Origin of the sequence: Corallococcus praedator (genome assembly GCF_003612125.1) — a bacterium.
Classification (GTDB): Bacteria; Myxococcota; Myxococcia; order Myxococcales; family Myxococcaceae; genus Corallococcus; species Corallococcus praedator.
The window spans coordinates 1-19345 of sequence record NZ_RAWI01000161.1; the positions used below are offsets into that span (position 1 = coordinate 1).

22 protein-coding genes are annotated in these 19345 nt (G+C 70.5%); 13 read left to right on the plus strand and 9 right to left on the minus strand.

Translation table 11 applies throughout. The annotated features are described in order from the left end of the window. Positions 1–254: DUF4440 domain-containing protein (locus D7Y13_RS20920; protein WP_158626162.1), on the plus strand; the 254-nt coding region annotated here is incomplete at its 5' end. A 26-nt stretch (positions 255–280) separates the two neighbouring features. Here D7Y13_RS20920 and D7Y13_RS20925 read toward each other — a convergent pair. The 3 genes from D7Y13_RS20925 to D7Y13_RS20935 all read right to left on the minus strand — a co-directional run bounded on the left by D7Y13_RS20925 (position 281) and on the right by D7Y13_RS20935 (position 2744). Continuing rightward, complete coding sequence (locus D7Y13_RS20925) at positions 281–811, minus strand: hypothetical protein (protein ID WP_147444400.1); 531 nt, start codon at positions 809–811, stop codon at positions 281–283. 276 nt (positions 812–1087) lie between these two features. Beyond that, on the minus strand, positions 1088–2071 hold the full coding sequence (locus tag D7Y13_RS20930) for an SDR family NAD(P)-dependent oxidoreductase (protein WP_120584788.1): 984 nt from the start codon (positions 2069–2071) through the stop codon (positions 1088–1090). A 58-nt stretch (positions 2072–2129) separates the two neighbouring features. Continuing rightward, positions 2130–2744 (minus strand): TetR/AcrR family transcriptional regulator, encoded by a 615-nt coding sequence (locus D7Y13_RS20935; protein WP_233595756.1) that lies wholly within the window; start codon positions 2742–2744, stop codon positions 2130–2132. 71 nt (positions 2745–2815) lie between these two features. On the opposite strand from D7Y13_RS20935, the gene D7Y13_RS20940 reads away from it, so the two are divergent. Next, entirely contained in the window at positions 2816–3709 is an 894-nt protein-coding gene (locus D7Y13_RS20940) for an NmrA/HSCARG family protein (RefSeq protein ID WP_120535027.1), read from the plus strand. Here the strand turns inward: D7Y13_RS20940 and D7Y13_RS20945 are convergent. Next, on the minus strand, positions 3645–4052 hold the full coding sequence (locus tag D7Y13_RS20945) for a winged helix-turn-helix transcriptional regulator (protein WP_120584789.1): 408 nt from the start codon (positions 4050–4052) through the stop codon (positions 3645–3647). The two genes, D7Y13_RS20940 and D7Y13_RS20945, sit on opposite strands and share 65 nt — an antisense overlap. A gap of 111 nt (positions 4053–4163) precedes the next feature. Between D7Y13_RS20945 and D7Y13_RS20950 the strand changes: the two genes are divergently transcribed. After that, positions 4164–4559: a Dabb family protein gene (locus D7Y13_RS20950; RefSeq protein ID WP_120584790.1), complete on the plus strand. Its 396-nt coding sequence runs from the start codon at positions 4164–4166 to the stop codon at positions 4557–4559. 23 nt (positions 4560–4582) lie between these two features. Here D7Y13_RS20950 and D7Y13_RS20955 read toward each other — a convergent pair whose 3' ends face one another. After that, positions 4583–5008: a DUF3574 domain-containing protein gene (locus D7Y13_RS20955; protein ID WP_120584791.1), complete on the minus strand. Its 426-nt coding sequence runs from the start codon at positions 5006–5008 to the stop codon at positions 4583–4585. Positions 5009–5187: 179 nt separating this feature from the next. Between D7Y13_RS20955 and D7Y13_RS20960 the strand changes: the two genes are divergently transcribed. Next, positions 5188–5601, plus strand: coding sequence for a hypothetical protein (locus tag D7Y13_RS20960; protein ID WP_120584792.1), 414 nt, complete (start codon positions 5188–5190; stop codon positions 5599–5601). 45 nt (positions 5602–5646) lie between these two features. On the opposite strand, the gene D7Y13_RS20965 is transcribed toward D7Y13_RS20960, so the two are convergent. The 3 genes from D7Y13_RS20965 to D7Y13_RS20975 are packed head-to-tail and all read right to left on the minus strand — an operon-like array spanning position 5647 to position 10115. Then, a complete protein-coding gene (locus D7Y13_RS20965) occupies positions 5647–6849 on the minus strand; it encodes a lipocalin-like domain-containing protein (protein ID WP_120584793.1) in 1203 nt (400 codons plus the stop codon). Positions 6850–6852: 3 nt separating this feature from the next. Next, complete coding sequence (locus D7Y13_RS20970) at positions 6853–9393, minus strand: FtsX-like permease family protein (RefSeq protein ID WP_120584794.1); 2541 nt, start codon at positions 9391–9393, stop codon at positions 6853–6855. Beyond that, complete coding sequence (locus tag D7Y13_RS20975; protein WP_120535022.1) at positions 9390–10115, minus strand: ABC transporter ATP-binding protein; 726 nt, start codon at positions 10113–10115, stop codon at positions 9390–9392. The genes D7Y13_RS20970 and D7Y13_RS20975 overlap by 4 nt, the downstream gene beginning before the upstream one ends. Positions 10116–10316: 201 nt before the next feature. On the opposite strand from D7Y13_RS20975, the gene D7Y13_RS20980 reads away from it, so the two are divergent. After that, the gene (locus D7Y13_RS20980; RefSeq protein ID WP_158620427.1) at positions 10317–12437 is read left to right on the plus strand and encodes a hybrid sensor histidine kinase/response regulator; all 2121 of its coding nucleotides are present in this window, start codon (positions 10317–10319) and stop codon (positions 12435–12437) included. Here the strand turns inward: D7Y13_RS20980 and D7Y13_RS20985 are convergent. After that, positions 12391–13188, minus strand: a complete 798-nt coding sequence (locus D7Y13_RS20985; RefSeq protein WP_120584796.1) for an alpha/beta hydrolase — start codon at positions 13186–13188, stop codon at positions 12391–12393. The two genes, D7Y13_RS20980 and D7Y13_RS20985, sit on opposite strands and share 47 nt — an antisense overlap. A gap of 70 nt (positions 13189–13258) precedes the next feature. Here D7Y13_RS20985 and D7Y13_RS20990 point away from each other — a divergent pair, with 70 nt between their 5' ends. The 8 genes from D7Y13_RS20990 to D7Y13_RS21025 all read left to right on the plus strand — a co-directional run bounded on the left by D7Y13_RS20990 (position 13259) and on the right by D7Y13_RS21025 (position 18952). Then, positions 13259–13549: a DUF3467 domain-containing protein gene (locus D7Y13_RS20990; RefSeq protein ID WP_120535036.1), complete on the plus strand. Its 291-nt coding sequence runs from the start codon at positions 13259–13261 to the stop codon at positions 13547–13549. Positions 13550–13629: 80 nt separating this feature from the next. Continuing rightward, the gene (locus D7Y13_RS20995) at positions 13630–14379 is read left to right on the plus strand and encodes a hypothetical protein (RefSeq protein ID WP_233595757.1); all 750 of its coding nucleotides are present in this window, start codon (positions 13630–13632) and stop codon (positions 14377–14379) included. Positions 14380–14422: 43 nt separating this feature from the next. After that, the gene (gene hemF / locus D7Y13_RS21000; RefSeq protein ID WP_120535020.1) at positions 14423–15322 is read left to right on the plus strand and encodes an oxygen-dependent coproporphyrinogen oxidase; all 900 of its coding nucleotides are present in this window, start codon (positions 14423–14425) and stop codon (positions 15320–15322) included. After that, positions 15322–15834 carry a hypothetical protein gene (locus D7Y13_RS21005; RefSeq protein WP_120535034.1) on the plus strand — a complete coding sequence of 171 codons (513 nt, stop codon included), beginning with the start codon at positions 15322–15324 and terminating at the stop codon, positions 15832–15834. The genes hemF and D7Y13_RS21005 overlap by 1 nt, the downstream gene beginning before the upstream one ends. A 170-nt stretch (positions 15835–16004) precedes the next feature. Continuing rightward, on the plus strand, positions 16005–17069 hold the full coding sequence (locus D7Y13_RS21010) for an Immediate early protein ICP0 (protein ID WP_120535019.1): 1065 nt from the start codon (positions 16005–16007) through the stop codon (positions 17067–17069). A 60-nt stretch (positions 17070–17129) separates the two neighbouring features. After that, positions 17130–17744 carry a sigma-70 family RNA polymerase sigma factor gene (locus D7Y13_RS21015; RefSeq protein WP_120535018.1) on the plus strand — a complete coding sequence of 205 codons (615 nt, stop codon included), beginning with the start codon at positions 17130–17132 and terminating at the stop codon, positions 17742–17744. 84 nt (positions 17745–17828) lie between these two features. After that, positions 17829–18503 (plus strand): anti-sigma factor family protein, encoded by a 675-nt coding sequence (locus D7Y13_RS21020; protein WP_120535017.1) that lies wholly within the window; start codon positions 17829–17831, stop codon positions 18501–18503. Continuing rightward, on the plus strand, positions 18500–18952 hold the full coding sequence (locus D7Y13_RS21025; protein WP_120535016.1) for a hypothetical protein: 453 nt from the start codon (positions 18500–18502) through the stop codon (positions 18950–18952). Before D7Y13_RS21020 ends, D7Y13_RS21025 begins: the two co-directional genes overlap by 4 nt. Positions 18953–19345 lie beyond the last annotated feature (393 nt).

Consider the following 19345-nt stretch of genomic DNA (forward strand, 5'->3'; position numbering starts at 1 on the left):
GGGTGGGCATCTCCCAGTACTACGACGCCCTGCGCACGCACCTGGAGCGGGGCTCGCGGATGTCATTGGAAGACCTGACGCTCGACGTGATGGGCGAGGTGGCCTTCGCCTTCTTCACGTATCGCTTCGAGGGCGAGCGGGCGGACGGGGCGGGGACGTTCACGAACGACGGCCGCGTGAGCTTCGTCTTCCACCGCAAGGCCGGGGAGTGGAGGGCCATCCACTACCACGAGTCCGCGCCGGGCCCTCGCTGAGCCACGGCGCGCACCCGCCGGATGCATCAAGGAACATCCTCTGGCAGGGGACGCTCGGAGCCCACGCGCGCCGTGCCGCCCGGGTTCGAGCCCAGGGCCAGCTGCACGGATGCGTTTGGCACCCTGGAGCGATGCTCCTTCCCCGGGGGGCACGTCGGTCCGGTCCAGCTCAACGTGAAGGATTGGCGTGTCTCCAGGCCCGCCGCGTTCGTCACGCGCACGTGCACGACGGGTGTCTGCTGCGCGGCCACGCACGCGGGGGCGGTCCAGAGGGCTTCGCTGCCATCTGAAAGCGCTCTGGGCTTGCCCAGCGTGCCCACCGTGGCTTCCCAGACGTAGCGCAGGGTCGTGTCCTCCGGATCCGTCGCCCGGACGTTGACGCGCGCGGAATGTCCCGGACCGATGGTCCGGGCGGTCTGGAAGGCGCTGGTGATGCGGGGCGCGACATCAGGTGACACCGGCGCCACCCGCGGGCCGGAGATGACGATGCGGGCAGCCCCTGACTCGGAGGGCGCGACGTCGTGCTGACAACCCGCCAGCGCGAACATCGCGGACACGGCGGCCATCAACGGCGCCCACGAAGGGAGCGCCGCCCGGCGAGGCATGGGAGCGGACATGGGATGGGAGGGGTGAAGGGGCGGACCGGCAAGGACGTGCGCCAGCCCTTGCTGGGTAGCACTCAATGCCAGTCGCGCCAATTTCCTGACTCCACGTGAAAGGCAACCCAGGGAGTGGGTCTGTCCCGACGGAGGCGGTGTCCGACACTCCCGGGTTTGGGTCAACCCATGACATCCGCTGACATGTTCAGCCGGGGCTGACGACAGACGGGTGCTTCAGGCCTGGGGGACGAGCTTCTTCTCCCGCAGGAAGGCCACCGTGCGGGCCACGCCTTGTTCGAGCGGGGTGGGGCGGAAGTCCAGCTCTCGCTGGGCCCTGGCCGAGTTCACGTTGGCCTCCCAGCGCATGAAGGAGAGCTGGCCGGGCGCGACGAGCGGCGTGAAGGGGAACACGCGCGCGAGCGGCGCGGAGGCGCGGGCCAGGGCCTCCATCAGGAAGACGGGCGCGGTGGCGGGAGGCTTCCCGGCGCCAGCGGCCTTGTGGATGGCGAGCGCCAGGTCCGCGTTGCTCATGTACTGGTCGGAGACGAGGTAGCGCTCGCCGTTGACGCCGCGTTCGGCGGCGGCGAGCTGCGCATCGGTGAGGCCGTCCACGTAGACGCAGGACATGCCGCCTGGAGGGAGCAGTGGGGCCTTCTTGTTGAGGAGCTGGATGAAGAAGGAGTTGAGGCCCACGTGCACGGGGCTGGGGCCGTAGACGGCGGACGGGTTGATGTAGACGACGTCCAGGCCCTGCTGGCGGATGGCTTCGACGGCGCGCTCGGCGTCCTGCTTGGAGCGCTCGTAGACGGTGGGCTTGGGGTGCGCGTCGATGTTGGCTTCGGTGACTTCTCCGCCCCGGGGCGCGGCGAAGACATCCATGGTGGACGTGTAGACCACGCGGCGCACCTTCGCGGCGTGCGCGGCGGACAGGACGTTCACGCTGCCCTGGCGGTTCACGCGGTCGAAGATGGAGTCGTCGCGATGCCACTGTTCCGGCATGCCCGCGGCGTGGAAGACGATGTCCACCCCGTGCATCGCGGCCGGCAGCGACGCGGGGGCGGTGATGTCGCCCTGGATGCACTGCACGGAGGGCGGCAGCAGGGGCGCGGCCTTGCTGACATCCCGCACGAGCGCGCGGACGGAGTCCCCACGCTTCGCGAGCCGATGGGCGATGGCATTGCCGATGAGACCGGTGGCACCCGTGACGAGGACGTTCATGGTCCGGGCACTCTATCCGGACTTCGTGCCCGTGATGGCGCCCTGGAGGTCGCCGGGGTCAGCGGTGTCGTGTGCCACGCGCTTCGCGTGGGGGACGCAACCCGTCGATGAACATGCCGGTGAGGCGTGGAATGCGTTTGGGTCCCGACGCGTCCTGCGCGGCGGAGAGCGAGATCGCCATCGCCATGCACACCACGTCATCCAGGCGGATGTCGCCGCGAACCTCACCCTCGCGCTGCGCTGCCTCCAGCAGGCGCTGTCCCTCGGCGGTCGTCGCGTGACACCCCTCGGTGCCACTTCGCAGGACAACCCCCAGTGACGCCGCGAGCCCCTGGTAGATGCCCGCGTAGTGCACGAGCTCCTCCAGGAAGACGCGCAGGGCTTCAATCGAGGACAGGGATGCCGAGCGCTCGCGGCTCTGCTTCGCGAGCGTCAGGAACCGCTCGTCGCAGGTCGCGCCCAGGAGCGCTTCGCGCGTCGGGAAGTGTCGGTAGAGCGTTCCAATGCCTACCTCCGCCCGCTTCGCCACGTCATTGAGCGACGCGTCCGCGCCGCGCTCGGTGAACACGGCGTCCGCCGCCGCGAGCAACCGGTCGCGGTTGCGCCTCGCGTCCGCGCGCATGGCGCCGCCGGTCGTGTCGTCCGCTGAATTCTTCGGGAGCTTCGCTGCCACTTGAAAAACGGAGCATAGCTCCGTATTCAAGCGGAGCAACCCTCCGTTTATCGGAAGAAAGGCAGGCCGTGATGGCGACCCAGGGCGAACGCGTGCTGGTGCTTGGAGCGACGGGACAACAGGGAGGCGCGACGGCGCGTGCGTTGCGCAAGGACGGCTGGAGCGTCCGCGCGCTCGTGCGCGACCCTTCGAGCGCGAAGGCCCGGGCGCTGGAGGCGTCGGGCGTGGAGCTGGTGCGCGGTGACATGGGGGACCGCGCGTCGCTCGACCGTGCGCTCGTGGGTGCATACGGTGTCTTCAGCATCCAGCCGAGCTCGGGTCAGCCCCAGTACGGCGTCAGTGACGACGACGAGTTCCGCTTCGGCGTGGGCGCCGTGGACGCGGCGAAGGCCGCGGGCGTCGAGCACTTCGTCTACACGTCGATGGCGGGCCTGCGTCCCGGCACGGGTGTCGGCCACTTCGAGAGCAAGTGGAGGATCGAGGAGCACGTCCGCGCGAGCGGCCTTCGCGCGACCATCGTGCGGCCGTCGGCGTTCATGGAAATCCTTCTCGAGCCGCATTTCGGACTGGCGCAGCGCGCGCTCCGGTTCTTCGTCCGACCGGACCGCACGATGCAGTTCATCGCGAGCGACGACATCGGCGTGCTCGTCGCGCGCGTGTTCGCGGAGCCGGGCACGCATGCCGGAACCACCCTGGAGCTGGCGGGGGATGAACTCACCGGGAACCAGCTCGCCGAGAAGATTGGACGTGCGACCCACGCGTCCATCTCCTACGCGCGTTTCCCTCCCGAGTTCCTGGCGCAGAGCGCGCTCTTGAGCCGCCTCGTCGAGCTGGTCGACGAGGGGACCGCGGTCGGGAACGCGAACGTCGCGGCGCTGCGGCGGCTATCGCCGGGTCTCCTCACGTTCGATGCGTGGCTCGAGCGCGGGGGCGCGGCGCAGATCCAGGCACGCTTCGCGGCCTGACCTCCACCCTGTGCTGGAGCTTCATCCCCACCTGGACGATGGCTTCGATGACCGGGATGAGCTCGCGGCCCATCTCGGTCAGTGCGTACTCCACCGAAGGCGGTGAGCTCGCGACGACGTGACGCGTGAGCACGCCGTTCTTCTCGAGCGCGCACAGTCGCGCGCTGAGCACCTTCGCGGAGATGCGCGGAATGTCGGAGCGCAGCTCGCTGAAGCGCCGCGGCTCTCCACTGAGGCGCCAGACGAGGTTCGCGGTCCATGCGCCACCGAGGAGCTTCATGCACTCGGTGAGCGGGCAGAGGGGCGGAAGCGGCGGCGTCTTGTTCTTGCGGCGGCGGAGCATGGGGCGTCACGGGAGTGGTAACCGGAGGGAAACCACAATGTGGTGGTTACCCAAGGTTACCTCCTTCCCTGGAGCAAGCCCGCCGCTATCTTTCGCGCGGGAGGTGACACCATGTTCATCAATCTGCTGCGCTTCCGTTTCAAGGACGGGGTGACCGAAGCGGAGAAGGCGCAAGCCCTCGCGGCCATCACCCGCACGTCGAAGACAGACGCCGTCTCGTTTTCGGTCGTCGGAAGGGATTTGGGGGACCCGGCCGAGGGCTACACGCACGCCTACTGCGTGGGCATCGCGGACCTGGCAGCACTGCGGAAGTACTTCGACGCACCCGAGCACCGCGCGGGGGACCTGCTCTTCCTGCCACTCCTTGCCAGGCTCCGGCGCATGGCCCTGACCGATGACGCCGACCCCGCGCTGGGGGAGAAGATTGAGGCCATGCACCGGGAGAAGATGGCCAGAGACCCGGAATGGGCCGCGCTCCTCGCCGCCATCCCCGACATCGGATTGTAGAGTGAGGCTGGTGGCCGCGGAGGCTAGAACGCGACGCAGGGCGTGGAGTCGATGCGGAGCACGGCCTCCTGGTTGAACTGGCGCTTGTACTCCTCTCGGATGAAGTCGATGTCCGCCGAGCGCGCCGTGCTGCCGTCATGCAGGAGCACCATGATCTTGCTGAGCTCGTGCACGAGCGTGCCGTCCTCCAACTGGTACTGCCCGTTCGCGTCGTACAGGGTCAGCCCGTCCTTGAAGCGGGGCATGACGACGGTGTCGACGAACCCCTGGAACTCCGCCTCGCTGACAGGCACGTCGCCCACGCGGTCCCGCCCGAAGAACAGGTCCGTGCGGTACTGCTGACTACCGACAGTGCAGCTTGGGGCATCCGGCTCGTCGTCTCCACAGGCGGTGGCACCCAGGCCCAGCGCGAAGACACACCCCAGGAACAGACCCTTTGAAAGGCGCATTGCGTGTAGCTCCGGAAATATATGGGGACACTGCCTTACTCTTCCGGTGTCGCCGTTGCCAATCCCTGGCAGTCCGAGTCGTTCATTGCCGTGCAATCAATAATTGCCATGGTTTTCGTTCGAGTGAAGAATGGCAATCGCCTCAGGTCCTGCCGTCATCCCTTGAAGGAACAGCCCACATGAAAAGACAAGCAGCCTTGGTCTCCCTCTTCGCGCTCGTGGCGACCGCCTGTGGTGAGGGCATGGAGGCGCGGTCTGTCCTTGCGACCCAGGAGTCCGCCGTCCTCCCCTCCGGAGACACACTGAGTGGCAACTGGTGCCAGGTGGGCTGGCCTGGATGCGCCTCCATTGGCAGTGGCGGTTCGGGCCACATGTCGAGCGGCGGTGATGGCTGCTGGCTCGTGGGCGATCTGGTGTTCTCGGGATTGACCCCGGGCGCCACCGCCGGGACCTACGTGGGAACGCGCTACATGTACGGGACGGGGATCTGCGGGTATCCCCCGCCGCGCTCCGTGACCATCACGATGACGGGTCCCGACTCCTTCACGGAGGTCGCGGGAGACTTCTCGGCGGACTGGGTCCGTTCGCCCTGAAGTTGTTGAGTGCGGCCCGCTCCAGTCCCCTGGGGCGGGCCGTTTTTACGGCGTGCGGCTGCGGGTCGTCGAGTCCTCCGGCTTCATGGAGTCCGCGTACCCGGTCAGCTCCACGTAGCCGCGTCCCTGCACGGGCTTTCCTTCGCGCGTGCCCTCCAGCGACACCGCGCCCTCCCAATAGCGCACGCTCACCGGTAGCTCCTGGTTCGCGAGCTTCGGCGTCACGGTGAGGTCCAGGGCCAGCCTGGGCACCTGGAGGCGCCAGCGTGACGGGTACAGCGTCCCGCGCGGACTCTTCCAGGTGCTGAGCACCTCCAGCTTCACGTCCTCGCGGGTCAGGTGCACGGCGTCCCCGGTGGGCGGATTCCAGGTGCCCGCGCTGAAGGGGTCCGCGCTCCCGTCCTTTTTCCGGAGCTGGTAGTTCATCAGCTCGCTGCCGTCGGAGAGCTGGAGCGCGAACCAATCCCAGCCCACCAGGTCCGGGCCCAGCGCGCTGGTGCTCCACTCGCGGTCCATCCAGCTCTCACCCTTCACGGACACCGTCTGCCCATCCACGGACACCGTGCCCCGCGAAGGCATGCGCGTCAGGGAGTAGTAATAGGACGCGTTGCCCTTCTCCGCGCTCTTCTGGCTCAGCCCCCGGTCGCCCTGGAGCACCGGCGGTTTGCCTTCATCCATCACCAGGTCCAGCGTCACGCCGTCGCCCTGGGCTCGCAGGTGCATGGGCCACGTGCCCGCGGTGCCTTCGCTTCGCACGTCCCAGTCCTGAAGCCAGACATGGAAGGGGGACCCGTCCGAACCCGCCAGTCCCACGGCCGCGCGGCTGAAGCGCTCGGTGACATGGAAGCGTCCGGCGCTCACGTCCGACACCGTGAAGTGCCCCATGAACACCTGCCGCGTACCCCAGGCCGAGTCCCGGTCGGACTTCTCCGGCACCAGCGCGCTGCGGAACAGCGTGAACTGATAGCCGAAGGCCCGTCCGTCCCCCGTCTCCAGGTTGCCCGTCCAGTACCACCACTCGGTGCGGAAGTCGGGGTGGGGGCCGTGGTCCTCCGGGAAGCGGAAGGGACGGGGCTCCACAGCGCGCGCATAGCCCTCCAGGCTGCCCTCGCCTCCCAGCGCTCCCGCGACCGTCATCGTGCCGGAGGGCTCCTGACCCGCCTGCTCCGTGTCCCGCATCACCACGCCCACCGCCACGCCCAGCGCGGCCAGCACCAACACGATTCCGATGACGAGTCCGCGACCCATGTCTCACTCCTCCCGCAACGCCATGGCCGGGTTCGCTCGCGCCATCCGCCACGCCGGGTACAGCCCCGCGAGCGCCGCCGCCACCAGGGCCAGCAACATCGCCTGTCCCACCACGCCGGGGGACACCACCAACTGCAACGTCCACCCGAACGAGCGCTGGTTGATGACGTGCACCAGCACGTAGGCCAGCGCCAGTCCCAGCGGGATGGAGAACAGCCCCGCCAGCAAGCCCAGCAGGCCCGTCTGCAAGGACACCATTCCCCAGAGCTGTCCCGGCGTGAGCCCCGTCGCGCGCAGCACCGCGAACTCGCGCGCCCGCTCCAGTTGCAGGGACATCAGCGCGCTCAACACGCCCACGAACGCGACGCCAATGGCCAGCAGGCGCAGCACCTGCGTGATGGTGAAGGTGCGGTCGAACACCTCCATCGAGGCCTGCCGCAGCGCCCTGTTGGCATTCACGTTCAAGGCCTGCTCACCGCCCGCCCGGTCCCTCACCCGGGACACCAGCGCATCCACGTCCTGTCCCGGCGCCGCGAACAACGACAGGCCGGTGACGCCCCGGTCTTCGTACCAATGCTCATACGTGGCGCGCGCCATCATCACGGTCCCCACGTCGGAGCCGTAGTCGAAGTACACGCCCGCCACGCGGAAGTCGTGCAGGCCCTTGTCCGTGGCCACGCGCAACGTGTCGCCCGCGTGCACGCCGCGATGGAAGGCGAAGGGCTCCGACACGAGCACCACGTCCCGGGACGCGTCCACCTGCCGCCACACGTCCTCCGCGCGTCCTTCCTTGAAGCGATACGCCCGCGCGTGTCCCTTCGCGAAGTCGATGGCGAGCAGGTCCGTCTCCACGTCGCCGATGCGCACGTGCACCACGCGGATGGAGCCGCTCGCTTCAACCCCGGGCGTCGAGCGCAGCTTCTCCGCGAGCCCCGGCACCAGCGCGGAGTCCCCCCGCCGGGCCACCAGCGAAGGCGGGGACACGAACACGTCCGCCTGCAGCGCGGACTCCAGCCACGCCGCCACCGTGCCCCGGAAGCTGGACACCATCAGCCCCACGCCCACCGTCGTCGCCACCGCGACCATCAGCGCCGCCAGGGCCACCGCCGTGCGCGACAGGCTCGCCGTCACCCCGCGCGCCGCCATGCGACCCAACGGACCGAACAGCGCGCCCAGGGGCCGCGCCGCCGCCACCGTCAGCTTCTCCGTCACCCAGGGCACCAGCAGCGCGGTGCCCATCATCACGCCGAACAGTCCCGCATACGCCGGTGTCAGCGCCTGCGTGGGCCACGCGAGCAGCCCGATGGAGACGGCGAGGACCCCCAATCCCAGCAACGCACGCTGGGGGGCCTTTCGGTGGGACGCGTCCTCCTCCGTGGAGCGCCGCAGCGCCGTCACCGGCGTCGCGCGCGCGGCCTCCCATGCGGGCACCAGCGCCGCCAGCACCGTGGCGCCCAGGCCCAGGCCCAGGCCCTTGATGAGCGTGAACGGCTCCAATGACAACCGGCGCACGTTCACCACGAAGTACAAATCATTGATGGTGCGCGTGATGAGGCCCACGAGGCCGCTGGCCATCAGGATGCCCAGCAGCAGGCCCGCCGTCGTGCCCACGATGCCGAGCACCAGCGCCTCGCCCAGCACCAGCGCGAACAGCTCTCCGCGCGTCACGCCCACCGCGCGCAGCCGGCCCAGCATCCCGCGCCGCTGCACCACCGAGAACGTCATCGTGTTGTAGATGAGGAACATCCCCACCACGAGCGCCAGCAGCGACAGCGCGGTGAGGTTGGTGCGGAACGCCCGCGTCATTTGCTCCACCGTGCCCGCGCGTCCCGACGTCCGCACCAGCTCCGCGCCCGGGGGCAGCGCGGCCCTCAGGCGCGCGACCCGCGCCTCATCGTCCGGGAGCTTCAGGTCCACGCGCGTCAGCCGGCCCGTCTGGCCCAGCACCTCCTGCGCGGTGGAGAGGTCCGAAATCAGGAGCGACTCCAGCGCCCGCTCCGTCGTCTCCTGCGTCGGGGACAGCAGGGCCGACACGCGCAGCTCCCGGCGCAGCCCCATCACCGTCACGGCCAACGTGTCGCCCGCCTTCACACCCAGCGCCCGCGCCGTCTTCGCGCCCATCACCACCGTGCCGGGCTTCGTGAGCAGCTCGCCCACGTCCCCCACCGCGTTCCCAGTGGAGAAGTCGCGGAAGGGGGCTTCCACGAACGGATCCAATCCCAGCAGCGTGAGCGTGCGGCGGTTGCCCCCCTCCACCCGCACGAAGCCCTGCACCACGGGCGCTGCTTCCGGCGCGTCCGGGCGCAGCTTCAGCGCGGTGTAGACCCCCTCCGGCAGGCCCGACGTGCCGCCCACGATTTGATGCGTGGCCTTGCCGGCGACGACGTCGGTGGACTGCTCGAAGGCGCGCAGCGCACTGCCGCTCGCCAGGTCGATGGACACCACCACCGCCACGCCCATCGCGATGCCCAGCAGCGACAGCGCGGTGAGCCACGGGTGCCCGCCCAGGTGGCGCAGGCTGGAGCGCGCGAGCAGCATCTTCACGGCGCCCCCTTTCGCGCGCCGCCGGGCCGCTCCACCAACCGACCGCCTTCCATGGTCAGGACGCGGTCCGCGCGGGCCGCCATGCCGGGCTCGTGCGTGACGATGAGCGCGCACGCATCGCCCTGCCGCGTGAGCCCCTCCAGCAGGTCCAGCACGTGCTTGCCGGTCTCCTCGTCCAGGTTGCCCGTGGGCTCGTCCGCCAGGAGCAGCGGCGGAGCGTGGGCCAGGGCCCGGGCCACCGCCACGCGCTGTTGCTCGCCGCCGGACAGCCGGTCCGGGAAGCTCTTCGCCCGGCCTTCCAGGCCCACGCGCTGGAGCAGCTCGTGCGCCCGCGCACCGGCCTCCGCGCCCGTGCGGCCGAGCAGCTCCAGGGGCAGCCGCACGTTCTCCTCCACCGTCAGCGTGGGCAGCAGGTTGAAGGCCTGGAAGATGAAGCCCACGCGTTCGCGGCGCAGCAGCGTGCGCTCCTTCTCCTTCATGCGCCCCAGGTCGCGGCCCTCCACCAGGATTTCGCCCTGCGTCGCCTGGTCGATGCCGCTGATGAGGTTGAGCAGCGTGGACTTGCCGGAGCCGCTGCGGCCCAGCAGCACCACGAACTCGCCCCGGTGCAGGGTGAGCGACGTGCCGGACAGCACCTCGCGCACGGAGTCTCCCTCCGCGTAGGACTTGGTGACGGCGCGCAGTTCGACGAGAGGCCGCGAATCAGGAGGAGAGGAGGGCATGCCTGTCACCCGACATAACCGATGCCCGGCTTCCGGGCCGGCTTCCCCGGGCGGATGGGGCGGATGCCCTCTACTGGACGTCAGCAGTGGGAGGGTGCGTCTGACTCAGGGCCTCCGCTCCCGTCCCGGGGTGCGTTTCGTGCCATGCTGGGATGCCTGACGTTGGAGGATGACCCCGTCAGGGAAGGCAGGGGGCAGCCCGTGAACGAAGCCCAGGCCGTCTGGGTGCCCGCGCCCGGCGGAGGCGACCCCCCACGACTCCAGGAGCTGCTCCAGCAGCTCCCCGCCTTCTTCGGCCTCTACCGGGGGCCGGGCCACCTCATCGAGTTCAGCACGGCCACGCGCCTGACGCTGCTCGACACGCGCGGACAGGTGGGCGTCCCCCTGCGTCAGGCCTGTCCCCAACTGGACGGCACCGGTTGGCACGACGCCTGGGACCGCGTCTTCACCACCGGGCAGGCCCTGCACCTGCGGGAGACCTCCGCCCGCGCCCACCCCTCCGACGACGCTTTCTTCTTCAACCTCTCCCTGCTGCCCCGCCGCGATGCGCAGGGACAGGTGGAGGGGGTGCTCGCCTTCGCGGTGGACGTGACGGAGCTGGTGGAGACGCGCCGCGCCGCGTGGACCACCGCGTCCTGGCGCACCGAACGCCTGCAGGCGATGACCGCCGCGCTCTCCGAGGCGCTCACCCCCGCGCAGGTGGTGGAGGTGGCCGCGCGCGAAGGCGCCATCGCGCTGGGCGCCCTCACCGGCCTCGTCGTGGTGCCCACGTCGGAGGCCGCGGACGTCTTCGAGCGCGTCGCCGCGCACGGCTTCGCCCCGGGGGACCTGGAGGACTGGCAGCGCTTCGACGTCTCCTCCACCTGTCCCCTCACGGACGTGACGCGCACCCGCGAGCCGTCCGCGCTGGGCTCGTGGACGGAGTGCATGGCGCGCTACCCGCGTCTGGCAATGCTGCCCCGGACGCTGGCGCTTTCGGCGTGGGCCTCGGTGCCGCTGGTGAGCGGCGGGCGCGTGCTCGGCGCGCTGGGCCTGGGCTTCGGCGACGCGCGCGATTTCGACGAGGCGGAGCGCGCCTTCCTCCTGACGGTGGCCCGCCAGTGCGCGCAGGCCCTGGACCGCGCGCGGCTCTACGACGAGGAGCGCGCGGCCCGTGGCGCCGCCGAGGCCGCCAGCCGCGCCAAGGACGCGTTCCTGGCCATGGTGTCCCATGAGCTGCGCACGCCGCTCACGTCCATCCTCGGCTGGTCGCAGATGTTGCGGCAGGGCCTGCTGGGCGAGGACAAGCGCCAGCGCGCCGTGGAGGCCATCGAGCGCAACGCGCGCGCCCAGCGCCAGCTCATCGAGGACCTGCTGGACATCAGCCGCATCGCCAACGGGCGGCTGCGCCTGGAGCCCGTGCCGCTGGAGCTGGGGCGCGTGGTAGAGGCGGCGCTGGACGCGGTGCGGCCCACGGCGCTCGCGCGCGAGCTGGAGCTGGAGTTCTCCGTGGACTCGGACGGCGTGCCGCTGTTCGGCGACCCGGACCGGTTGCAGCAGGTGGTGTGGAACCTGCTCGCCAATGCCATCAAGTTCACCCCGCCCGGAGGCCGCGTGTCGGTGTCCGCGCGCACGCGCGACGAGGGCGCGGAGCTGGTGGTGAAGGACGACGGCGAGGGCATCCCCACCGACTTCGTGCCCTTCCTCTTCCAGCGCTTCCATCAGGCGGACACCAGCGTCAGCCGTCAGCACGGAGGGCTGGGCCTGGGGCTGTCCATCGTCCGCCACCTGGTGGAGCTGCACGGCGGCGCCGTGTCCGCGGCCAGCGAAGGGCCCGGCCGGGGCTCCACCTTCACCGTCTTCCTGCCCCGCTCGCGCGTGGGGGCCACCCCGGGTGCGACGCGCGAGCCAAGGCCCGTGGAGGGCCTGTCGCTGCCGCGCTTCCCGGAGCTGGAGGGCCAGCGCGTGCTGGTGGTGGATGGAGCGCCGGACGCGCGTGAATGGATGTCCGTGCTGCTCACCCGCGTGGGCGCCCACGTCCTCACCGCCACCAACGTCACCGACGCGATGGATGAGGTGCGCAGGTCTCCGCCCACCGTGCTGGTGACGGACGTGACGTTGTCCGGCGAGGACGGCTATTCGCTCCTGTACCGGCTGCGCGCGCTGCCGTGGGAGTCCGGGGGCGGGGTGCCGGCCCTGGCCGTCACCGCCGCCGCGCGCCGCGAGGACCGGGACCGGGCCCTGCGCGCGGGCTTCAGCGCCTTCGTCACCAAGCCGCTGGACGCGGTGGAATTGCTCACGGCGGTGGCGCGCCTTGCGCCTCCCATTCCGCCGCGTTCCTGAAAAGGAAGTCGCCCACCTCCGTGGCCAGCAGGGGCCCGGACACGTCGCGCGGGATGATGTGGAAGCCCTCGCGGAAGCTCACGAGCCGCACCGCCGGGGACGCCGTCATCCTCCGCACCAGCCAGCGTCCGCCCTCCGGATCCACCACGTGGTCCTGCTCCGCGGTCGCCACCAGCACCGGACAGCGCACCCGGGGCGCGTCCGTCACCGCCAGATCCTGCAGCGTGCACAGGTCCCTCAGCCGGGCCACCGGGAAGGCCGGCAGCACGGGCGCCTGCGACAGCGTCAGCGGATCCGAGATGTCCGTGCTGCCCTTGTCCACCCACGGCGTCGTCCACTGAAGGAGGGGCGTGCGCACCAACTGGCGCACCAGCGCCATGCGCGGCCCCCGGAAGCGCACCGCGGGCGCCACCAGCGCGAGTCCGTGCACCTGCTCCGGATGGTGCGCGGCCAGCCGCAGCGCCAGGAGTGCTCCCATGGACAGTCCCGCCACGAACACGCGGCGGTGGCCCTGGAGGGACGCCAACGCCTCCTCCGCGGCGTCCTGCCAGTCGTGATGGTCCACCTCCAACAAGGCTTCCGGCGTGGTGCCGTGGCCCGGAAGCCGGGGCGCCACGACGCGCATCCCGCGCGCCGCCAGGGCTTCACCCAGGGGCCGCACTTCCCACGGGCTCCCCGTGAAACCGTGTAGGAGCAGGCAGGCATCCGGGCCTCGCCCCAGCGCGAAGGCGGCCGTGGACTCCCCGTCGATGTCCCGCCAGCGCGTGCTCACCCGGTGGACACTGGCCATGGCGGGCCCCAGGCGCTATGCCGCCTGCCTCATGGCGGACACTCCGAAACCCCCGGACATGCAGCTTCAGGTGCAGATGGATGACGAGGTCGCCAACGGCCAGTACTGCAACATGGCGTTGGTGAACCACACGGAGACGGAGTTCGTGCTGGATTTCCTCTTCGTCCAGCCGCAGCAGCCCCTGGCCCGCGTCCGCTCGCGCGTCATCACCAGCCCGCGTCACCTGAAGCGCCTGCTGGGCGTCCTCCAGGAGAACCTGCGGCGCCACGAGGAGCGCTTCGGCCCCATCGTCCTCAATGAGGATGAGGGCCCCCGCCACTGAGGCACCTCCGTCCGGTGCCGGGCTCCGGGGTCCGCTTTGACTTTCCCTGCGGCCGTTCCCGGCGCACACTGGGAGGCACCGTGTTCCGCGCCTGCGTGTTCATCGCTGCCCTGCTGTCCGCCGCCTCCGCCTCCGCCCAGTGCACCGGGGACGGCGTCCAGCTGTACCCGTCACCCGGGGGCATCGTCCCCACCAACATGCGCCTGCTGCTGGAGGGCGTGGGGACGGCGCGCTCGCCCGTGCTGGGGCTGGTCGGCAAGCCGCTGAAGCTGGAGGCGGATGGCCACGAGGTGAAGCTCAAGGTGACCAAGGGCTGGGAGAGCACCCTGGGACGCGCCGTCGTCATCCTCAAGCTGGCGGAGCCGATGCAGCCCGACAAGCGCTACCTGCTGCGCCTGGATGAGGTGCTGCCGGGGGTGGTGGTGCTCAACGGCCGTCCCGGCGTCCAGCCTTCATGGCTCAGCGGCAAGGGCGCCGACACGAAGGCCCCCAAGTGGGTGAAGAAGCCCGCCGTGTCGGAGGGCTTCGTGCGCCGCTCGCCCCAGGGCATCGCGCGCTTCGTGAAGTTGAACCTGGCCCTGCGCGAGGAGAGCCCCTCGTTCCTGGTGGTGAAGCTGGCCCCGCGCCGGCTGGGCGTCAGCCCCCAGCAGTACCTGCTGCCCATCCAGTCCAACACCGCTTATCTGGGCCATGAGGCCTGCGGCGGGGCGTTCGCGCTGGAGGACGGCCGCAGCTACCGCGCCCGCATCGAGGCCTTCGACGCGGCGGGCAACCTGGCGCCCTCCACGCCTCCGGTGGACTTCGAGGCCCCTTCCGCCCAGGGGCCCTAGTAGCATCCGCGCCCGTTCGTACCGCACGGGAGACAACGGGCACATGACGGCGACGGTGGACGTGGAGGGGATGAAGGAGCGCATGACGGCCTTCATCCAGAAGCTCCAGGACGACATCTGCGGCGCGCTGGAGACGCTGGATGGGCAGGGCCGCTTCCGCGAGGACGCGTGGAGCCGTCCGGGTGGCGGCGGTGGCCGCAGCCGCGTGCTGGAGGAGGGCGCCGTCCTGGAGAAGGCGGGCGTGAACACCTCCATCGTGTACGGCGAACTGGAGGAGGCCTTCGCCAAGAAGCTCCAGGGCGAGGGGCGCACCTTCTGGGCCGGCGGCCTGTCGCTGGTGCTGCACCCCCGAAGCCCGCACGTGCCCACGGTGCACGCCAACTACCGCTTCATCCAGCAGGGCGGGAGAGCGTGGTTCGGCGGAGGCGCGGACCTGACGCCGTACTACCTGCACGACGAGGACGCCGCGCACTTCCACCGCGTGCACAAGGCCGCGTGCGACGCGCACGACGCCACGTACTACCCGCGCTTCAAGGCCGCGTGTGACACGTACTTCCACGTGCGCCACCGGGGCGAGGCGCGCGGCGTGGGCGGCCTCTTCTTCGAGAACATGGGCGGCGACCTGGAGCGCGAGTTCGCCTTCGTGCAGGCGTGCGGCAACTCCTTCATCCCCGCGTACCTGCCCATCGCGCAGCGGCGCAAGGACACGCCGGTGACGGAGGCGCAGCGCTTCTGGCAGGAGGTGCGCCGGGGCCGCTACGTGGAGTTCAACCTCGTCTATGACCGGGGCACCATCTTCGGCCTGGAGACGCAGGGGCGCACGGAGTCCATCCTCATGTCGCTGCCGCCGCGCGTGCGCTGGCGCTACGACTACCACCCGGAGCCCGGCACCCCCGAGGCCCGGCTGGAAGAGGTGCTGCGCAACCCCCGGGAGTGGGCCTGATGCAGCCGCCGCCTCCTCCGTCTGGAGCCGCGCCCCGCCGCAGCAAGGCGGTGGTGGCGGGCCTCGTCGCCGCGGTCGTGGCGGGCCTGGGCCTGTCCCTGCTGCTCATCCTGACGGGCCCCACGCGCTCTGGCGGCCGGGCCTCGCCGGAGCAGTTGGCCAACGAGGCGCGCATCCAGGTGCTGGCGCTGTGTGACGCCGTGCAGGCGTTCCGGGACGAGCACGGCGACTACGTGCCCATCGCGCCGTTCCCCTCGCCGGTGCCCCGCGACGGCGAGGCGGTGCCCTTCGCCCACGACCACGAGGACTTCCACCGCATCGGCTTCGAGCCGGGCCCCTCCGTGCACTTCCAGTACGAGGTGACGGTGCAGGAGAGCCCGGTGGGTGAACCGGAGGTGTCCTGCCTCGCCCGCGCGGACGCGGACGGTGATGGCCTCAACGCCGTCTATCGGATCCGTCTGGACGCCAACGGAATGACCAGCCCCATGGAAGTGGAGCGCGAGGGCGAGTAGCCCCCCATGCAACTCCGGGTTCTCGATGTGAGAGAATCCGGTGGATGGGAAATGTCGGAGACATTCGCGGTCCTCGCGGGCCGGATCCGCGCAACGGGCCCCGCTCCGACACGGGGTCCGCCCCCGCGCCCGTCACGGCCCCCGTTCCGTCGCCCTTCCAGGATGATGGGATGATGGAGCCCTCTCCGGGTGGGGAGGGGCTTCCCGGAGGTGTCTCCGTGGGCTTCCCCGGCGGTGAGGGGCAGGACCCTGGAACGCCTCCGGAGGGGTCGGACGCAGGGCCCCCGTCGGTCCGCACCGGCCTGCCGGAGGGGGCGGAAGTGGGGCCGCAGTCGGTCCGCATCCCCCTCCCGAAGCCCGGCACGCCGCGCGGTCCCGGTACGCCGCGCGGTCCGGGGACGACGCGAGGTCCCCGCGCGCAACCCGGCACGGGCTTCGAGCCTCCCCGCGAGCCGGGCGCCGCGCCGCCGCAGCAGCGCAAGCTGAAGGACGGCTTCCGGACGCCCGGGCAGCAGCCCACCACCGCCAGCCCCTACCTGGGCGCGGGCGAGGCGCGCGGACCGGTGCGGGACGTGGAATCGCTGGTCCCCGGCGACCTGAAGGACCTGGAGAACTCCCCCGCGGTGGCCAAGCGCTTCGCCTCGGATGGCGCGCTCCTGTCCGCGCAGGTGCGGCCCGCGTCGCTGCCCTCGTCGGACCGGGTGGCCCGCCTGTGGGCCTTCTTCGCCGCCTACGCGGAGGCCGCCACCCGGCACCCGCCCACCCCGGAGGGCAAGGCCGCCTTCGCCCAGGCGCTGAAGGACCAGGGCTTCGCCCAGCTCCAGGACGCCCACAGCGGGCAGACGGGCGTGGAGGCGGGACTCTGGGTGCTGGACGCGCCGTCGCCCGAGGAGGCCCGCGAGCGCGCGAAGGACGTCCAACTGGAGCCCCCGCCCGACGTGCGGCACTCCGAGCAGGCGGCCCCGATGACGCCCGGCCTCTACCAGCCGATGCCCGGACCGTTCATTCGCCGGGACGAACAGGGCCAGCCCCTGCCCCCGGGCGACCCCGACCGGCGCGGCTCCGATAGAAAGCTCGGCGGACGGATGTTCTGGAACGTGCTCCACCGCTTCCGCGCCGGCCCGGAGGAGGACGACGCCCTCTCCGAAGGACAGTGGGACCGGATGGTTTTCGGGGCCGTGCTGGCCATCACGGGCGTCGCCCTGGCGGTCATCGCCCTGGTCAGCTCCCTCTAAAGCAAGGAGCCTGTTCGGAAGACTTGGGGTTATGGCGGCTTGTGTTACGGTGCCGCACTCTTGGCCACCGACGACCTTACACTCGTCAAGCGCGTCCGCAGCGGGGACCAGCGCGCTTTCAAGCTCCTCGTCGAGCGTTACCAGCGCAAGGTGTACGCCGTTGCGCTCGGTATGCTGAAGGACAAGGAGGAAGCGATGGACGTCTCCCAGGAGGCGTTCGTCAAGGTCTACAAGTACCTGGACCACTTCAAGGGCGACGCGTCCTTCTACACGTGGCTGTACCGCATCACGTCGAACATCTGCATCGACGTGCTCCGCAAGCGCCGGGGCGGTGGCGAAGCGGTGGAGTTCGACGAGTCCCAGGACATGGACCTGTCGGAGGCCCGCATCGGAGCGCTCGGCAGCCGCCTGGGGACCAATCCCCAGAAGAGCGCCCTCCGCAAGGAGCTGGCGGAGAAGATCCAGGAGGCCCTGGCCACGGTGCCGGAGAAGCACCGCGCCATCCTGCTCCTGCGCGAAATCGAGGGCATGTCCTACGAGGACCTGGCCCGCACCCTGGACATTCCCAAGGGCACCGTGATGAGCCGCTTGTTCCACGCGCGCGCCAAGGTGCAGAAAATCCTCAGCGATTACCTGGAGCTGGACGAAGCCAAGAGCGGAGTGGGCAGTGAGTGAGGGCGATCGGAAGACCCCCTCGAATATCCGTGGGGGCCGCCGCGTCCCACCCACGCATTCCCACCAGCCCGCAGGGTGAAGAGCATGGCCGGAAATCCCGCGTGTGAGCGTTTTGTCCCGCTCCTGTCTCCCTACATCGATGGCGAACTCGCCCCCTCGGAACGGGTCCACGTGGAGCGCCACCTGGCCGCCTGCCGCGACTGCACCGGCCGCTCGGCCGACCTGCGCGCCGAGTCCGGCCTGCTCCGGGTGGGCCTGGACATGGCGGTGGACGACGTCGACTTCAAGGACTTCGCCCAGAAGGTGATGGCCCGGGTGACGCCGGAGAAGCCGCCGCTCATTGAACGGATGCGGCTGGCGCTGTCGGAGATGTTCCTCTACCAGCGCACCGCGATGCTCTCCTCCATGGCCACCGCCGCGGTGGTGATGCTGGTGGCGCTGCCCCTGCTGCTGCGCGACGGAGCCCCGGAGGGCTATGCCGCCGAGCGCATGACGGTGAAGTCCATCCAGTCCTACCAGGGCGCCCGTGTCGCGCCGGTGGTGATGGAGACCGAGGGCGGCGGCTCCATCATCTGGATGGTGGACGAGCAGGAGCAGGCCCCGGAGCCCGTGAAGAACGCCCCGGACGGTGTCAGCGGTCAGCCGAAGAAGCTGGACGGGACGGAAGCCGAGGAGTTGGGTGGGGAGCTGGACGGCCAGGGTACGCGGCAGCCGGCGGCCCCCGCCGTCCCGCCGCGTCCCACGGGAGGAGCGCTATGACGAAGCAGGTGTGGGCGGTGCTGGGACTGGTGCTCGCCGTAGGTCTGACGCTGGGGCCGGCGGTGGCTTTCGCCCAGGACGCCAAGGTGAAGGTGCAGGTGGAGGTGGTGCTGGCCTCCAACAAGGGCACCGCGGTGGAGCCCGCGGAGCTCAACAAGATGAAGGAGGCGTTCCAGAAGCAGAACTTCAGCTTCACGTCCTTCAAGCGCATGTCGCTGGACGTGGTGGAGGTGGGCGCACAGAAGCCCACCGAGGTGAAGCTGCCCAACGGGACGAACGCCTCCCTGCAGCTGCTGGGCATGAAGGAAGGCATCGCCACCCTGCGCGTCATCATCCCGAGCCAGTCGTCGGTCGAGGTGGAGCTGGGCCGCCAGGGCGCCGTGTACCAGAAGGCCGGCAAGCACGTGGGTGGGGACCTCATCCTCGTCCTGGTGCCGCCCTCCAAGTAGCGCTGTCGTCGTGACGGATGCGCGCCGCCTTCGGGCAGGCGCCGTCCGGGAAGTCGCTGGACGCCGTACCCGCAGCGCCAGGATGGCCCCCTCCTCTCCGGGCGGCCCCGCGCGAATGTCCCTCCGGCCCTGAATCTTCCCTACCTCTCGTACATCCACTCCGGTGTGGACGCGCTGACGCGCCCTGGCGGCGGAGGGCTTCGTCCCCCGGATGACGTGGGGCGGAGTGGGGCTCGGCCCTCGGGGCAGGGAAACGGTCGGAACTACCTGAAACCGGGGCTGAAAAAATGTCAGCCGTTCCCCAGGGCGAGGCGGGGTTTCGCCCTTTCTTCCCTCGGAGGACGCCCGTTTGAGGCTCGGCACGGCAGTTGCTCTTGGGTCTGGGAGCAAGAC

Excerpts from the sequence above, each read along its gene's own strand:
- D7Y13_RS20930 (WP_120584788.1), bottom strand. The coding sequence starts at position 2,071 with ATGAACGTCCTCGTCACGGGTGCCACCGGTCTCATCGGCAATGCCATC.
- D7Y13_RS20940 (WP_120535027.1), top strand. The coding sequence starts at position 2,816 with ATGGCGACCCAGGGCGAACGCGTGCTGGTGCTTGGAGCGACGGGACAA.
- D7Y13_RS20945 (WP_120584789.1), bottom strand. The coding sequence starts at position 4,052 with ATGCTCCGCCGCCGCAAGAACAAGACGCCGCCGCTTCCGCCCCTCTGC.
- D7Y13_RS20950 (WP_120584790.1), top strand. The coding sequence starts at position 4,164 with ATGTTCATCAATCTGCTGCGCTTCCGTTTCAAGGACGGGGTGACCGAA.
- D7Y13_RS20955 (WP_120584791.1), bottom strand. The coding sequence starts at position 5,008 with ATGCGCCTTTCAAAGGGTCTGTTCCTGGGGTGTGTCTTCGCGCTGGGC.
- D7Y13_RS20960 (WP_120584792.1), top strand. The coding sequence starts at position 5,188 with ATGAAAAGACAAGCAGCCTTGGTCTCCCTCTTCGCGCTCGTGGCGACC.
- D7Y13_RS20965 (WP_120584793.1), bottom strand. The coding sequence starts at position 6,849 with ATGGGTCGCGGACTCGTCATCGGAATCGTGTTGGTGCTGGCCGCGCTG.
- D7Y13_RS20975 (WP_120535022.1), bottom strand. The coding sequence starts at position 10,115 with ATGCCCTCCTCTCCTCCTGATTCGCGGCCTCTCGTCGAACTGCGCGCC.
- D7Y13_RS20990 (WP_120535036.1), top strand. The coding sequence starts at position 13,259 with ATGGCGGACACTCCGAAACCCCCGGACATGCAGCTTCAGGTGCAGATG.
- hemF (WP_120535020.1), top strand. The coding sequence starts at position 14,423 with ATGACGGCGACGGTGGACGTGGAGGGGATGAAGGAGCGCATGACGGCC.
- D7Y13_RS21005 (WP_120535034.1), top strand. The coding sequence starts at position 15,322 with ATGCAGCCGCCGCCTCCTCCGTCTGGAGCCGCGCCCCGCCGCAGCAAG.
- D7Y13_RS21010 (WP_120535019.1), top strand. The coding sequence starts at position 16,005 with ATGATGGAGCCCTCTCCGGGTGGGGAGGGGCTTCCCGGAGGTGTCTCC.
- D7Y13_RS21020 (WP_120535017.1), top strand. The coding sequence starts at position 17,829 with ATGGCCGGAAATCCCGCGTGTGAGCGTTTTGTCCCGCTCCTGTCTCCC.
- D7Y13_RS21025 (WP_120535016.1), top strand. The coding sequence starts at position 18,500 with ATGACGAAGCAGGTGTGGGCGGTGCTGGGACTGGTGCTCGCCGTAGGT.